The organism is Clostridium sp. KLE 1755 (assembly GCF_000466465.2).
Taxonomy (GTDB): domain Bacteria; phylum Bacillota; class Clostridia; order Lachnospirales; family Lachnospiraceae; genus Eisenbergiella; species Eisenbergiella porci.
Window position 1 is genome coordinate 43,219 of the sequence record NZ_KE992682.1, and the last position, 16,354, is coordinate 59,572.

At 44.0% G+C, this 16,354-nt stretch carries 10 protein-coding genes and 1 pseudogene; all 11 read right to left on the minus strand.

Annotated features, from left to right (window positions below):
- Positions 1 to 35: 35 nt before the first annotated feature.
- Entirely contained in the window at positions 36 to 530 is a 495-nt protein-coding gene (locus tag HMPREF1548_RS07780; protein ID WP_353612045.1) for a helix-turn-helix domain-containing protein, read from the minus strand.
- A 33-nt stretch (positions 531 to 563) separates the two neighbouring features.
- A pseudogene (locus tag HMPREF1548_RS30825) lies at positions 564 to 767 on the minus strand (hypothetical protein); the annotation flags it as partial.
- Positions 673 to 1,242 (minus strand): GNAT family N-acetyltransferase, encoded by a 570-nt coding sequence (locus HMPREF1548_RS07785; protein WP_021635396.1) that lies wholly within the window; start codon positions 1,240 to 1,242, stop codon positions 673 to 675. The gene HMPREF1548_RS07785 and the pseudogene HMPREF1548_RS30825, both read right to left, overlap by 95 nt.
- Positions 1,243 to 1,463: 221 nt before the next feature.
- Positions 1,464 to 1,937, minus strand: a complete 474-nt coding sequence (locus HMPREF1548_RS07790; protein ID WP_021635397.1) for a MerR family transcriptional regulator — start codon at positions 1,935 to 1,937, stop codon at positions 1,464 to 1,466.
- Between the two features lie 14 nt (positions 1,938 to 1,951).
- Entirely contained in the window at positions 1,952 to 2,920 is a 969-nt protein-coding gene (locus HMPREF1548_RS07795) for an ABC transporter transmembrane domain-containing protein (protein ID WP_021635398.1), read from the minus strand.
- A 79-nt stretch (positions 2,921 to 2,999) separates the two neighbouring features.
- Positions 3,000 to 3,557, minus strand: coding sequence for an ATP-binding cassette domain-containing protein (locus tag HMPREF1548_RS07800; protein WP_051358340.1), 558 nt, complete (start codon positions 3,555 to 3,557; stop codon positions 3,000 to 3,002).
- Between the two features lie 20 nt (positions 3,558 to 3,577).
- The gene (locus HMPREF1548_RS07805; protein WP_083492946.1) at positions 3,578 to 4,516 is read right to left on the minus strand and encodes an ABC transporter transmembrane domain-containing protein; all 939 of its coding nucleotides are present in this window, start codon (positions 4,514 to 4,516) and stop codon (positions 3,578 to 3,580) included.
- Between the two features lie 405 nt (positions 4,517 to 4,921).
- Positions 4,922 to 12,175 carry a CHC2 zinc finger domain-containing protein gene (locus HMPREF1548_RS07810; protein WP_035321549.1) on the minus strand — a complete coding sequence of 2,418 codons (7,254 nt, stop codon included), beginning with the start codon at positions 12,173 to 12,175 and terminating at the stop codon, positions 4,922 to 4,924.
- A 184-nt stretch (positions 12,176 to 12,359) separates the two neighbouring features.
- On the minus strand, positions 12,360 to 14,153 hold the full coding sequence (locus tag HMPREF1548_RS07815) for a S8 family peptidase (RefSeq protein ID WP_021635403.1): 1,794 nt from the start codon (positions 14,151 to 14,153) through the stop codon (positions 12,360 to 12,362).
- Between the two features lie 136 nt (positions 14,154 to 14,289).
- The gene (locus HMPREF1548_RS07820) at positions 14,290 to 14,931 is read right to left on the minus strand and encodes a type I phosphoribosyltransferase (protein WP_021635404.1); all 642 of its coding nucleotides are present in this window, start codon (positions 14,929 to 14,931) and stop codon (positions 14,290 to 14,292) included.
- Between the two features lie 375 nt (positions 14,932 to 15,306).
- Positions 15,307 to 16,354 (minus strand): efflux RND transporter periplasmic adaptor subunit (locus tag HMPREF1548_RS29890; RefSeq protein ID WP_021635406.1); only part of this gene is annotated, 1,048 nt, incomplete at its 5' end.

The window sequence follows — 16,354 nt, forward strand, 5'->3', positions numbered from 1 at the left end:
AGCCGGTATTGTAAACTTGCGGCATGGCGGCACCCTCATTTTTCCCCGACGGACTGACTGCGCGCATACCGCCTGGCCTCCTCCGGCCGCATGGTGTGATATTTTTTAAATTCATGAAGAAGGTGGGACTGATCGGAAAAGCCGTAACGCCGGACAGCCTCCATCACATCAAAGGCCGGAGCGGTCAACAGTTCATTCCACAGGTTCTGGTAGCGCACCAGCGAGGCAAACTGTTTGGGAGAGATCCCCATATATTCACGGAACACCCGTTCCAGCTGCCGATTGCTGATAAATACCTGATCCGCAAGCCCGGCAGTTTTCAGATTTCCTTTCTGCTTCAGGGTATGGTAAACCGCCGTCTCCAGATAGGTATTGTGCCGCTTTTCATTCAGCTGCTTAAGAAGGATTTTTTCCGCCGCCCTGGAACGTCCCTCCAGGGTTGCGATATCGAACAGAAGCGGTTCAACGGCCTTTTGGATCCCGGCATAATGCCGGCGGACGTCAAACACGTTATTCTTCACCTCCGCCATGGAGTCCCCGGAAAAAAGGACCGCGCTCCAGGCGAAAAAACGGATGCCGAAGGTGGAGCGGATTTCCGGTCTACCGTTCTCCTTCGGCAGTCCTGCAGAATAAAAAGCTTCATTATTAATGCCAACGAATTTGCCGGATATATTATTGTTGGTGTGGCTTACCTGAAAAATAATATCCATGCAGGTGTCGGGAACAATCAGCCCTTCCTGTATTATCCCAGTGTCTGCCAGGGGACTGTCGGTTCCCCAGAAGCATTTTACGTAGGGTTGCAGCCCGCTGCAGGGCGGAATTTCCCTGTAGCCTTCGCCGCTTCTGTACGGCGCCGCATCCATCGTTGGGAAGTCTTGTAAATCCCAGTTTTTCATAAAAAGGTTCTTTGCCCTTGCGGGCTGTCAGGCCAATGGAAGCCCAGGGAGCGGTCAGGCTGCCCTGCGCATGGCTGACAAGCCTTTCCACAATGGCGCTGCCAATGCCTTTTCTCTGGTATTCGGGAAGCACGGCCACATCCTGGATATACCAGTACATGCTGCCGTCTCCTACGAGACGTCCCATGCCTATCAGCTTTTCCTCATGATAGGCTGATACTGTAAAAAGTCCGTTTTCCAGGGCTTTTTCCGCCTGCGCATATGGGACCTCCATGGCGCCGGCGTCAACGCGGAGACGGATGAATTCTTCCGGGGTCAGGGTGTTTTCTTTGAGTTCGATATTCATTTTGTGTCGGAACCTCCTTTAAGATGAGTAGTGACAGCTTCTGTTACAGGGTTATCATACCTTATTTGACGGACTTGCGCAAATCCGGATTATGGCTGGCAGTTCTTCCGGGCATACCATATATCACGGCCGTCTATTGTAAAATTCCTTTTCCATCCGGCAGGCAGAATTCACCGCCTGTCACATGATGCCTGTGAATGTTGTTTTTCCCATTCCGGTCACTAAAGCCAGATTGCCTCACTTATAGCGCTCTGTGCGGCCGTATCTTCCACACAGACCATTTTCACCAGATACCATGCGCGTTCCTCCTCCGTCATCTCAGACATTTCTTCGGTATCCCGGCTGCCGGACAGCCTTTGTATTATGCTGTCAAGCTCTGAAATTTTATTTTCCGCAGCACTGATGCTCTCCTTCCAGCGCATTTTTTTCTGCAGCAGGCATTCTGTCAGCCTCCTGCTATCCATCCCTTTCCCCTGCATAATTTCCCGGATCTCATTCAGAGAAAAACCAAGCCCCTTCAGTTCAATTAATGCATTCAGCTGCTGCACCTGATCCGCAGTGTAATAGCGATAGCCGGTCTGCTTATCTATCCTCGCAGGCCGAATGATCCCCTTTTTCTCATAAATGCGGACAGCCTTCACCGATACATTAAAAAATGCCGCGATTTCGCCGATTTTCATTAAATGCTCTTCCATCCGTCTCTCCTTTGTCAATTCTCCTTCGAGCCATTTCCCATATCTATGGTTTCATTCACCCGCCGAATTCCTGTCAGTCCTTCCTTCATCGAAACAATGCAGGCAATCAACATAAAAATTCCCTTCAAAAAGCCTCCCCGGTACTGCATGAGCGCGGTCAGCCCTCCGAAATCCAGCCGCCCGGCGGCAATCAGGCCGGAACCCACATACAATAACAGCAGGTATCCGCCAAGGCTGAAAAGGGGAACCATCGCATTTCCCAGCGCTTTTCTGAAATGTATTTTGAAATTATTCCTCATCAGCGTCCAGCTGCTCTTCTGAAAACGCCTCCCTAAAAAACCACAGGCATCATATAATTTGGCAGTATCCGCACAGACAATGAACAGATTCATATCCGATAAATTCTCCGCTGCCGCCTCCTGCGACCGTTTTCTGAGTGCTGCCGCCTTACGGGCAACAAGCATTTGATTCAGCCATACATGAGGCAATACGGACAGCACCACAAGAAGCGCCGCATTCCAGTTCACATACAGCAGAAGAAAAAAAGAAACCGTTATGCTTACCAAAGCGTTGGCAGCATGAGGAAACTGCATCGGCTTGTGCAGTCCCAGCCTGACATCACCGTTAATTCTGGTCTGCCACTCTCCATAGCTCAATGCTTCCATCTTTTCCATGGAAAGCTGAAGCATGCTATGAAACAGTTTTTCCCTGACCCTGGCCTCCGTCCGCACTGAAAAGCCCGCATACCGGCTCCATACAGTTCCATTATAGAGAAACAGCAGACAGGCCGCAATCCCAAAACGAATACAGGCATCGGACAGCATTGCCATATCGCTGCAGGAAACCGCCCGGAACGCACGTTCAAAAAATATCGCCTGCACCAGCATATATGCCGTATCAAAGGGGCTTCTTAAAATAACAAGCACGACAAATACCCCCGTGCCTCCAACGGCTGCAAGCAATTTACGCATTTGTCTGATCATAAAGCCTGCCTCCCTCCAGCCTCCATATTTTGGAACAGGCCTTTAAAACCTCCGGCCTGTGGGCTACATGAACCACGGTTTATCCTCTCGTGATTTCCTCCAGATTAGAAAGCAGATCCCCGGATGTATCCCCGTCCAATGCCGAGGTTGCCTCATCCAGCAGAAAAACCGGAGCGTCCCTGGCAATGGCTCTTGCGATGGCAATCCGCTGGGCCTGTCCCCCTGATACACCCAGGCCCCGTTCACCCACAAAAGTATCCAGGCCCTCCGGCATAGTCTTAAGCCATTCCGTAAGCCTGGCCGCTTCACAGGCGGAACGTATTTTATCCTCGCTCATTTCATGCCCGCAGGAAATATTTTCACGGACCGTTGCCGGAAACAGGCCGGGATTCTGCATAACAACGGATACCCTGGTTCGGATTTGATCCGCCTCAGTTTCCCCCTCCACTATAAGCTTTCCCTGCTGCACCCGGTAAAGGCCTGAAATCAGTTTAAGCAGCGTACTCTTACCGCAGCCGCTCGTACCAACGATGCCGATATGTTCTCCTTTTTGTACTGAAAAATTTATCTCCCTGAGCACCTGGCTGCCATGGTATCCAAATGATACGTTTTCCAACCGGATTGCTGCAGCTTCCATATCGCTTTCCCCCTGTATTTTCATAAATTATTGAAGATGTCCGGATCCATAGATATATGAGACTCCAGCCGTTCCATATGCGCTTTAAATTTCCGGAAGGCTGCGATATGCCCCGGCATGTTCATCATAATACCAGTTACATTTCCCGATAAATTCAGGAACAAATACAGTGTTCCTGTTGTTATAACCTTTTTTTGTGTAAGATATCCGCCCAACAGAAGAAGTAAAAGGACAGGGATGCTGGATAAAAGGGCGGACAGAGACATCAATTCCGCTGCTGTTTTTTCCCGTTTTTCCGCCGCCTGCCCCCATATCCTGTTTTCCTCACGGAACCTCTCCCACAGAAGCCCGGCAGCATCATAGATGCGTATTATAGGAAAAAGAGTTAAAATAATATCCACATATCCGTCCATTTTCTTTCTCGCCTCCTGCTCCTGCTGCGTAAGGCGGCCTATTATTTTGCTGGAATAAAATACATAGGCCACAATGCCTGCCACAGGCAGGTAGGCTCCGGCCGTCAATATGGGACAGACGGACAAAAGAAGGATTAATGTACCGGCAAACCTGACCGCATCTCCCGCCAGCTTTACCATATTTTCAGTCATGTAATCCGATACTTCCCCGATTTCATTCTGAAATCCGGATACCTCCTCTCCTGCATTTATCTGTTCCAGCTCCGGCAGGCTCATTTCCGCCAGTCTGCCGGCAAATCCCATGCGTAAATCATGTGTCATCACCTCACAGGAGAGGCCGGAAATGCTTTCGGACAATAAAGAAAATATGCTGATAACTGCTATCAGGATAAGCGCCCTTACCACCATATTCCCCGGGATTACCTGCCCTTTGCTCACTGAATCGATGATATGGCGAAGCTGGATATTCCAGAGCAGGGTCCACAGTACGGACAGGATGTTCAGGAGGACGGCTGTTGATATGAGGTATTTTCTTTTATGGAGCAGGGTTTTAACAGATGCATTTGTTTTTCTCCCGGGTGTTTATAGGACTGAGTATAGGGGGTGCCCCGGGGGCAGAGTCAATATTATTTGGTGTGGATATGGAAAAGGGGCACAGGAAAATGGGTCTCTTCCTGTGCCCGGTTTATCTATAAGGCATACTTTCCAATAATTTTATCACTACTGTAAGTTGCTCTGTATTACTGAAAATCTATAAAACTAAATCCTGTTTCCTCTTTCCAAACGAACAAAAATTTCTTGTTCATTGCCTCTCTATCCAAATCTGTGTCTCGATAAATACATTCTATGTGTTGGCTGATATTCTGCTGAGCGATATTCTATATTTCAGCTAACAAATCTTGCGTAACCCACAAATCTTTATCTGCAAAACGAACTGAATTTTTAGTAATTTCATTCTAAGTTTGTTGGGGGTATCTGTATGAAAGCTTCTTCTTTTCCCTCCATAAAAGTTTCATAATCAATTTCCACATATATCCAGTCTGTCAGGGCCGGAGGCGGCCATGCCTGCGGATACATCTTGTAATATTTTTCGTAATACTCTGCTCTTTCCACCAACCCATCACTTTGGTAGGTCTCGCCTAAATACTTTAACGCATTTACTACATTCTTCATTTTATCGTTATCTGATGCTTCCTCATGATAATATACAGTATTTTTAAATTTTTTCTCACAATGCTTTCTGATTTGTTCCAATGCGCAATCAGTGGCTTTCCTTCTCTCCTCTGCCTTAGTCATTTCATATTTACTGCAATATCTGCATTTTGCTTCTTTTTTAAGACAATAGTCATAATTTTTTTCTTCAAAAATCGGTATATGTGCTACTAACGAAAATGCACTCATCATAGACTCTGCATTAGGACTACGCTTGTCCAACTCCGGATACACATCACAAATAAGCAATGCCTGTTCCTTCGCGCCTAATGCTCCCCTATTCTTCATTTCCGATGTCTGCATGAATATTCCCGGTTTTAACCCATGATATATTGTATTTTCTCTAAAATACTCGTCCGATTTAATTTTTTTATTATCCCATGAATCCGGGCCGATAAAGCAACTTCCTCCACACTCCCTATTTCCAACTGCATTACAGAAAACTGTTTTTAAGCCCGTAGAAAGATAAAAATCCTGTCCGAACACATAATAATCCACTGCCCTTGTTGCACAGGCAGGTACAAGGAGAATCGGGGTCCTTATATACCTTTCTTCCTGCTGATATAATGCTGTATATTTACCAAACTGTTGCACATCATTCAAATATTTTTTTTCATATTGTTCATAAATACCCTTATTTTCCAAAAAATTCGGTTTTTTATAATTAGAATATGCTGTTAACGATTCTTTCAAAAAGCTTGGATAATTACTAATAGAAGCAACTGCAAAAAGCTCAGCGCAAATAAGTTCTATGATATCATCCCTTGCATCATAAAAATAAGGCATTACATTTCTTTCACCTTCTGCATCCTTTCGCCTGCCTGCTGTCTGTTTTTCAGCCACATACCTATGAATAATAGGAGATAACTTATCATATAATTCATAGGCCGGAGCAGTGTTAATATCCTCTTTTAATGCAACCGCTGGATATTTCTTGAATTTTTTAATTATTATCTCCGCTTCTTTATTTCCTGTATTTAAGATTATCGGAAGCGGTGCGGAATGCCAGAACATTTCCTCATTTAATTCTGCCATATCTATTGTCTCATTCCCATCAAAATGATATCCTGCCGGTATACGAAAAGTACCTGCCCAAATGGAAAACTTACACTCTTCTTGTTGCATAGTTTCATACATCCATTGAATAGTTTCCGGTCGAATAGAATATTCCGGGAGCAATAATATTTCCACACCAAAATCTTTACATGCCAACAATACAGGTTTTAAAAGTTTTCTTCTCCGAAATTCTGCACAGCTATTATATAGTAAGAGATTCTGCTCATCTTTTTTCTCTTTTAATCTACACTTTTCTACTTCAGGATGCGCGTAACTGGAATCAATCTGAAACTGAAATAAAGCAATTCGATCTGCATTCACAAAAAATTTTGTTTTTCCTCTTCTGCTCCAGGCTGTAGATTGAAATTTAAAATAAGGGTCATTTTTCTCATCATTAGTTTGATAAACTTCAGACTCTCTTTGTAGGGAATCTTTTTCCGACTGAATTTCCCTAAATTCTACTGACTTTTCAACTGTTTTTTCCTGCTGCCCGGACAAAAAATCGTCAACTACATCCAGTTTCTTTTTATGTAATTTTTCATCCTCCCATTGTTGTAAAACCTGCCCAAATTCATTAGAAATTGCAGATATACCTACTACTCGTCCCCGAATAACGGTTTGCGAATAAATGAACTGAGAGGGATTTTCTATCTTTGTTTCTACTCCTTGAATTCCTGAACTTGCTTTTCCAAAAGTCAGAAAATAATTTTGTTCCTTGTATATCTCGCGCCCTGTATCAATGATTATACCCTTACCCTCTTTTTTCTGTCTGTACCCAGCAGACTCCATTTTATTGACAACTGTACCATAGAGTGAATCCGCACTGGAAAGACACTGAAATATTAAGCTTACATTTTCTTTATTCCACACCTGAAAAAAACCTTCCATTTTTTCAAATGGGAATTCTGCTTCCTTCTGTTTGCTCTTTTCGGGCTTTGCAGAAATAATTTCCACTATGGTTCTAATTTTTTCCCCCAACAATTCTCTGTCTATTTTTCTCTTAGTATCAAAAACAATAAAATCCGCTTTTTTATCGATCTCATATATTTTAGCAAGTAATAACAACCAACCTAAATGTGTGATACTTTTTACTCCGTCTTCGTCCTTTCTATTTAATAAAAAATTACGATATACCAGGCTAAGATCTCCTTCTGTTATAAATATTTCCTTTTCTTCCAATCTCAATTCCCGAAAAGGAAAATCATCCGCCTCATTTAGAAAACTTCTACGCTGTTTTCCATCCAATGCTTTGATGCATTCTAATACCTGCATCCGCATCAGCATCAACACTGCATCCGCATATATTCCTGCCGCCAGAGCCTTAAATCCATAAAAAAATTTATTTTTTCTATACAATTGTTCAATATGTAATGCAAGATAATAATACCATTTTGGCACTCTGCGTTCTGTCTTACACATTACGGTTTCAGCGCCTTTTTGTTCCTCAAAAACTTTTTTTAAACCACTAAAACCAAAACGCAGATAGTTTTTGGCCCAGACAGCACACCCCCATGCCTGATTCAAAAATTCACCATATTCATTATCCAGCTTTTTCTCTATAAAAGAATTAATAATCCTTGCATCTTCTAAAAAAAGTGCCTTTTCTGCATTACTGCATGCCAAATAGTCCTTGATTAATCCAATTGTCCTATCTACCGATTTCTCATACGATTTTTCTCCTCGGTAATGAGCTCCATTTGTCTGAAATGCATGTCCATACAAACGTCTCATTGAGAATCTTAGCATTTCCGCATCTCGCTTTTCATCTTCCCCTTGCTCAAATGCAATCAGCCTGATACTATCCACCTTGCAAGCATCTTTCAACAAATACCCACCAATCCAATAGGCCGCGCCCTTGCTATAGACCACCTGCAACTTGTACTGCTCATTGCCAGCTTCTATCGCCACAACATCCGGAGTTTTTTGAGAAGATATCAAATACGCGCTTTCCACATCTATACCACAAATCTCGTTTTCTTGTATTTTTAATAATACATTTCTGGAAGAAAGTATCAATTTTTTATTTTCCGCTTTTTTTAAGATTTGTTCATTAACAGCAGACAGCGTTTTATTCAGCATAGGATATATACTGACTATAATCTGTAATGCCTTCTGTGCATTCAATTGGGTTATGGAAGAACAATAATCTTTCAAACTTATATATTTTATAGATGAATTTTCTAGTTCTCTTTCAAAATATTTTCTTTTATTATCTACAGCTTCATTATCCAGCTTCCAGCATTCTTCACTCAGAACCATTTCTGGCTCTAATGATAAGTCTACTCTCTTTACCCCAGTGATATATTTATTTTCTTTTACCGCCATCATAATTCCAGGATATCTGACACCAGGATAAACTGGTAAATACTCATAAATCTTTGCATCCTCATTTACAGAAAACAAATATTCCTTCAGCCCTTCCATCTGCTCAATTATCTCTGCTTTAAAATCTGATGGTATGGTATTTAGTAAAACACGCAATGCACGCTCTGCATCTTCCACTTTCTCAATTCTGTTTTGAGTTGCCCAACTTTTAAAGCAGTCTAATAATAGATCTTCCCCCACATTTTCATATGTTTCATAGTTCCGAAGTATACTCTTTATATCCATAAAATCATATGTTTTCTCTATCCTTCGGAATGCTTCCACAAAAAAATGAAAGTCTTGAATTACACTTTTTTCATCATCCAGCTTTGGTCTCAATTCCATCAATTCTTGCCTGTTTTTGGCTGAATGCCACCTCCATCGATACCAATACTCATTCTGTCCTTCAATACAGCAATCGGCAGATTTTATCTTGTCTTCTATATAACCGCCGGTAAGCCGATAGAACTCCATAAGCTTTAAATTTATTATCCAACGGTTTATCTCCAAAATATTATTATTAGAAATTGATGCAAGAACCCACTCGCAAATCTCCTTCTTCTCTTCTTTTATCTTTTTGTCTACAATTTCCCATGCTGAATAGCTTTCGGGATTCCCAGGAATTTCCTGACGAAGTAAAATTCTCCTACATCCATCTAATAAAACCAGAGCTTCCAGACCTTTCTCTAAAAACAGTGAGTCATTCTGTGCATAGTCTGTTCCTGTCTCCCACATTCTCTGAAAGGCATCTGTTAACATTCTCGGTTGCTTAACTGCATGATAAATCATCATTTCCGAAAAACGCACAATATCCAAGTATCTGATTTCTCTCGTTTGAAAAAATACAGTAAAGAATCTCTCCCAGCTTCCTTCTTGCTCCACCATCCCCTCATAAAGCAGTGCGTTCAAACTGCTCTGCAAAAGTTTTAATGCACCTCTCCTATCTGTAACCTCATAGTCTTCATATTCATCCATTAAAGACTCTATTGTATCATCCGGCATATCAAATCCCGCCGACACTCCAAAGCCTCCTCGTTCCTCCATTGTCCAGTCTATGGCATCTTCTTTTGATATTCCATCTTCTTCATCTGTTTTGGGACTCAGACTTAAATTCATTTCATATAGTCTGGTTGCAACAGCGCCCTTTATCCGTAATAAAACAGCTGGTGATGATGCCACAATAATCATATCATCAACATAGCGGGCATATCGTGCCCTGATTTTTCCCTCTTCACAGCCTTGATTTACTTCCTTTACAATTTTCTGTACTTTTTGATCCAAGGAAAACAGAGCGATATTCGCTGCATAGGACGATAAATTAGGACCCTGTGGAATACCACAATCATATTCGGTCTTCTGCTTTAAAGAACCGTCTTTTGAATCATAATATTCTTCTTTAAACAGCTCTTTAAGAATCCATTCTACAATAGCTTCCGCCTTTTCCTTAATATCGATATTATCTCTATTAAAACATTTAAATTTTTCTCCATCATATCTCAAAGCTTCTTCTATTGAAGGAAGGATTGCATCCCTGATAATAAAGTTGCGAAGATTATCATAAAATCCCTGCACATCTAACTTTACACGATAAACAACCTCGCTCTCCAGCTTTTCTATACCATCCTGAATATATTGAATATAAGATTCCCAACAATCATAAAACGGTCGATACATACCTTTTTTTATTTCAACCATACCACTGATTGCAAGCATATCAACCTGATATGCAAAACAGACAGCTTCATCTGTTAACTCCTGATATTGGTATCCTGTTACATAAACCCCTATCCCCGGTTCATAACGCACTGCAGGTATATTTCGTTCGAATCCCTCATGCCCTCCTCTTGTCAGAAGCTCGTTTAATACATACTGCTGTAATAATAACTCTTCATGACAGCACATTGCTTTTTTACGGGTTATCATTAATTTTTTCGGCACCTGCATAGTAATCATTGGAACAGAGATCACTTCTCTGTTTTTCAACATCACATAAAGATAATCAAAAAAAGCATCTGCACTTAGTGCAATCCTTTCCCATGTTGTATCATCAAGCGGAACCTCTTCTCTATCGTAGCTTGTCCGGGCTATTTGTAACGAAGTATGCATTTGGTATTGATAATCTTTCTCTTCTTCTATTTTATTTTTATCTCTTACGGTTTTATTTCTCTGTATCCTATTAACATTAGGCGGCTGAATCCCTAAGATAAAACTTCGTATTTTTAAATAAGAAAATACACTGTCAGAAGCATTTTCTTCTTCTCCTCCAATTTCCGTTACTCTGTCATAGCATTCAAACAGTTCTTCCCATTCCTGCCTCGGTAAAATATCCTCCATTTTATGAAGAAGCGAAATTCTCTCTTCTGTATTCAGCTTTGTATAACAGGTTTTAATATCTACTTCGGGCAACGGTTTTTCTTCTTTTAAATAGTATCGCATTAAAAATTCGAAAGCAGTATAATGTACTCCCTCCGTTGAACTTTTTCCATTAAATGCTTCATCCGGATCTTTATTACCATCCTTTAATATTTGCACTTCCAGATAGCATTTTTTCAACACTTTATTCTTCCAGATCCTTTTTATACTGGCTATAGTACCATTCAAACCTGCTGTATCCGTATCTAAAAATAATGAAAGTGTCACCCCAACTCCCAACCTGTCAATCAATCCCTCTAAAAGTTTAATCTGTTTATCTACCAGCCTATTTCCTAATACGGCTACTGCACATTTTCCCATTGTTTCCAAACGAAGTGCATCAAAAATCCCCTCCACAATAAACAGCTTTTGATTTTCGTGTTTTCTCCTCAGGTGTCTTTCTGCTGAGTCAAGCCGATACAAAATTTGAGCCTTGGGCAAACCTTTGGTAAATAAGTATTTCGGTTTGTCATCCTTTCTTACACTTCTTCCTGCAAATCCACAAATTTTCCCATATCCATCACGTAATGTTATAACTACACGATCTCTATGAAAATAATCTTCATAATGAATTTTTTGATCTTTTATTCCCATCGGCACTGGAGAAAGCAGATGAGTTTCCTTCAGCTTTTCAATTTCCTCAATATGTGAATCTTCATTCCTTACAAAAGCATCGTGAAGCTTTTTTCCTCTTACATAAAAAATTTCACATTCTCTCAGAAATTCAGACTCATATCCTCTACTCTCTGCAAATAACTGGAGATGTTTTTCTTCTGTTTCTGTCATGGCTGCATACTTATTTAGTGCAATTTCATAACCTGTTTTATCATATGACCAGTCTAACTTTGCATTTAAACGCGGTTTTTCTTCTAAAATCTGTGGATATTCTCTTTCCAGCCAATTTATTGTTCCATGAAAATTGCACTCCAGCTTTTGTTGGAGAAGAGTATATATATTGCCGCCTCTGTCACATTCAAAACAGTAAAAGCTTTTGTTTCCGGTATATATATGCATAGACGGATGCGGATCTCTATGATAAATACAAGAGCAGACATAATCATCTCCAACAGATTTTGTTACTATTCCTAATTTATCACATACTTCTTTGATTGATACCTTCTCTTTTATATATTGATAATACTCATTTCTTGATTTTATCATGTATTCCTCCCTCTGGAACTGAGTTTATTCTTTAGTTTTAATGACAACTCAGCAGATCTTCTCAATCAATATGTAAATCTGCTAATTTGTTTGATTTATACTAACATTAATTTACATTATACAATGTATGTATCAAAAAAAACAGCTTAACCCTATCATAAAGCAGAATTTCTACCCACAAACTCTATCCAGGCAGACTATCCTCCAAACACAACGCCCCATATCCAGTCCTTTCATTCGGATATCTCGTCTCCCCCCGCACGCTCCTGGCTCCTCTGCGCAGATGCGCTTTCAGCTTCTCTCCATACATATACGGATCATTCCCTCTCACAATCCCCCACTCCATCATCAGCGCCGCCGCCCCGGTGACAAGCGGTGCGGAAAATGACGTACCTGTATACGCCTCATAACCGCCGCCGGCCCGGGCGGCTACAATATTCACGCCGGGTGCGGCAAGATCCGGCTTGGTATTGGGAAACCCCGGCAGTTCTTCTTCTCCCCGCACCCCTCTGCCTGAAAAATCCGCATAAGCATCGTAGGCTCCATAAATAGCGCCCACCGTAATCAGCTTCCCGGCCGTGGACGGGACCGTAAGCGTCAGCTCCGGCGTCGGGGCAAAAAAACGGGTATCCGCCGAACGTACCGCCTGCCCGGGCAGATACAGCTGGTATTCCCCTGTTATCAGAAGGACCGGCTCCAGCTGAAATACCCAGATACCAGCGTTAATGTAAGTTTCCACAGGGATAAAATCAAAATATATCTCCTGATTTACTGAATAAGGCGACGGCTCCCCCACATAAATGAGTATCCGCGTCTGATCGATAACAAGCTCCGTCCGCCCCGGCCTGGTCATCGGGACCTCCTCCCTCTGCCCGGAAGGGGCCTGCAGAATCACCCGGAAGCTGTCCGCAAAGTTTTTCCACAGCTGGACATTGGTCGTGCTCTCATAATTTCCCACAGCCAGCTCCACGCTCTGCCTGCCGGCAGGCTGCCCTGGCCCGCCTTCAGAAAGCCTCCCGGAAACATGGCCGGCAGAAGCACCCTCATTGCCGCTCCCCGCACAAATCACATTTTTCCAAATCTCAGAAGCATTATCCATAAAACGCTCCAGAAGGGAACTGCCGTCATGCGCGCCGTAGCTGTTCCCGAAGCTTATATTTACGGCCATAGGCATACCCAAAGCCTGCGCCTTGCCCAGCGCATAGGTCATTGCCCGCATTAACTGGGTCGTGCGCGGATAAGCACCGCTGCCAGCCTGCCCCAGCTTTACAATAAGCAGGGCCGCACCAGGCGCCGCACCCGTATACCGGGCATTGGGATTACTGCCCGCAGCAATGGCGGCCACCGCAGTCCCATGCCCGGAAATATCCATACTCGGCACTCTGCGGAAGGTTTCCTCCCCGCCAGCCTCCAGCGCTTCCGTAATCTGCGCCTGCGTAAACTCCACCCCGACGGAAAACCCTTCCGGCGGGAAAAATCCCCTTTCCGGATCCGGCGCCAGTGTCTGATCCCACAGATAAAGAATCCGGCTACCTGCACTGTCCCTGAAATCCGGCAACGAATAATCAATTCCCGTGTCAAACACAGCCACAATGCAGCCGCTTCCCGTCAGCCCCCCTCTGTCCGTCTGTCCGCCCGTAAAACTCCCGCCGCCCGTAGGGAAACAGGATTGCTGTTTAGCATCATAAACGCTGTATAAAAGCTCCTTCGGTTTTTCCACATATTCGATTCCTTCCGCTGCCACAAGCACCGGAATCAGGCTCTCAGGTATGGTGACTATGGCATAACCGGCCAGCAGAATTTCCACCTTGATATATTCATTTTCCAGCCTGCCGATATCACCATGGAATTTAACGATCAGCTCCCAGGTCCTGTCTGAAACATCAAAGCCCACGTTAAGGGTCCTGGAGAGTTCCCGCTCCTCCTGCGTGGAATCCAGGCTCAGATTCAGAATATTTTCCAGCTTCTGTGAATTCATCCCATTTCCCCCTTCCGGCAAAAAGCAAAATGCATTACAGGATTAAAAGAGCCGGCGGAAGCAACGTTCCGCCGGCACAACTCTTACTCTTAATCTATGAACTTTCGGAAAAAATGTGTAACCGCCCAGCCAACTTCTACAACTTGGAATAGCCATACCCATTCACCATGGCGTCAAGCTTCTGTTTTGCCTTGCAATACGGACAATTATGTACCTCATATGCCTGATACCCGGGAATGTCGCTGGTATCAAACATGGACTCCACCCTCATGCCATTAATAGACTTAATAGCGCTGAATACCGCACAGATCCCCTGTACCTGTCCGCCATAGTACTCAATACACTCAAGGCTCCTGCGCATCGTCATGCCAGTGGTTGCAGTAGCCAGCAGCAGCAGAACGTTTTTCCCCTGGATCTCCCCAACCAGGTTATCCCGGAAAATCATCTGGTTATTCACATTAAACTCCGGCGTTACCACATAAACCGTGTTGTGCATATTCATGGAAGGAAAACTCCCTTTTTCCAGCTCCTCCGCCATATATGCCCCGATTACTTCACAGCCGTCCAGGCAGACTATGGTATCCACCACCGTCTCTATGGGCAGTCTCTGCACAAAGGCCTTACCTACTGCCGCAGCCTCACTGCGCCTTGTTTTCAGCCCCGTCATATCCACATAGTAATTGATATGGGAGTGACTCGTTGCAAAATGGCCCGGTATTGCCCTGAGAATAATATTGCTTCCGGCCTTTGAATAGAACTTCATCACCTTATTTTCCATACCTTCTCCTTCCCTGCGCCGTACGCACCTCTACCAGATTTACAATTTGAAGTATAACCCCCCTGCTGCCGCGGCAATCCACTCTTCCTGCATAACCGGTTCTCCTGCCCATCCGCATTCCTGCATACCCGGTTCTCCTACATTCCCGCTTCTCCTGCATCCCTGGTTCTCCACCATACCGGAAAAATGCACCTGTCAGGGAATCACTTTTACTTCGAATCATACTTTTATTATAAATGTTTTGGAATATTTTTACAAGTTTTTATAGCGTCAGCACACTTTTATAGGCATTTCAAACAATTTTCTCACCGACAATTCAGCACTTTTTTCACAATTATCCATACCTGCGGCCATCCTCACAAATTTCCCCAACCATCATTCCTTCATTCTCACCGGATCTCCTTCTGCAAAATCCCTGTCCGCCGCATTGATAACCTTAGTGTTACCATCCAGTGCCCCTGACTGCAGCGCGGCATACCTGTTATTCTTATCCAGAACCTCTACCATAAGCTTCTCCGCCGTCAGCTCTTTTCCAAGAATCCCGCTCCGTTCCCCCAGCACATACACAAAATTACGCTGGTTTTCATCCGTATGAAGCGCATCGATGGAAATACAGCAGTTATACAGCTCAGACTGTACGGACAACCGGAAACTGCCGCTCTGCCCTATCGTACCCACGCCCTCCGGCAGGTTCATCAACGCCCGGAAGCTGCCGGGACTGGACTCCTCCTCCGTCAGATAATCCACTGTTACCTCCGTTTCCTCGCTGCCCAGGCTGACACTTGCACTACTTCCCTGATTCACATATTTCTTATCCTCTTTATCCAGAATCACCTCAAACTGCAACGGTTTTCCGGTATCAGCAAACACTACCGCCGCACCTGCCGGAGTATTCTCTCCTGCCGCCACTCCCACACGCGTCACAATCCCGGCCTGTTCAGCACTGATCAGCCCCTCTGCCTTCACCAGCTCCTGAAGCTTTGCCAATTCTTCTCTCGCAGCCTCCAAATCCAGCCGGTAAATCCCTAACGAACTGTCCGAAAGCTCCGGACGCATACTGTCCTCCAGCCCCCGATCCGCTTCCAGCTTCGCCTTTTCCAAAGCATCCTCCGCATCCTCCACAGCCCGTTGGGCCGCCATGATTTTATCCTCCAGACTCTTCCTGGTACTTCTCCAGCTCTCCCACTTCGCATCCTCAGACGTAAAGTCAGGCTGCCCGGGCGCATTCCCCTGAAGCGCCCCCACCTCTTCAGAAATATCCTCCTGCGCATACCCCGCCTGCGCCAATTTCTTTTTTACCTGTGAAAGCTCCGCCTCCTTCTCCGCCAGCTCCGCCTTCCAGGCCTCCACCTCATCCTTATCCACTCCGCCCGAGCCTTCGCTTCCACTTCCTCCATCACCCGAGCCCCCATCCTGACCCGAC

Coding starts and splice junctions, on each gene's coding strand:
- HMPREF1548_RS07790 (WP_021635397.1), bottom strand. CDS start 1,937: ATGGAAGAGCATTTAATGAAAATCGGCGAAATCGCGGCATTTTTTAAT.
- HMPREF1548_RS07815 (WP_021635403.1), bottom strand. CDS start 14,153: ATGAATTCACAGAAGCTGGAAAATATTCTGAATCTGAGCCTGGATTCC.
- HMPREF1548_RS07810 (WP_035321549.1), bottom strand. CDS start 12,175: ATGATAAAATCAAGAAATGAGTATTATCAATATATAAAAGAGAAGGTA.
- HMPREF1548_RS07800 (WP_051358340.1), bottom strand. CDS start 3,557: ATGGAAGCTGCAGCAATCCGGTTGGAAAACGTATCATTTGGATACCAT.
- HMPREF1548_RS07785 (WP_021635396.1), bottom strand. CDS start 1,242: ATGAATATCGAACTCAAAGAAAACACCCTGACCCCGGAAGAATTCATC.
- HMPREF1548_RS07820 (WP_021635404.1), bottom strand. CDS start 14,931: ATGGAAAATAAGGTGATGAAGTTCTATTCAAAGGCCGGAAGCAATATT.
- HMPREF1548_RS07780 (WP_353612045.1), bottom strand. CDS start 530: ATGGCGGAGGTGAAGAATAACGTGTTTGACGTCCGCCGGCATTATGCC.
- HMPREF1548_RS07795 (WP_021635398.1), bottom strand. CDS start 2,920: ATGATCAGACAAATGCGTAAATTGCTTGCAGCCGTTGGAGGCACGGGG.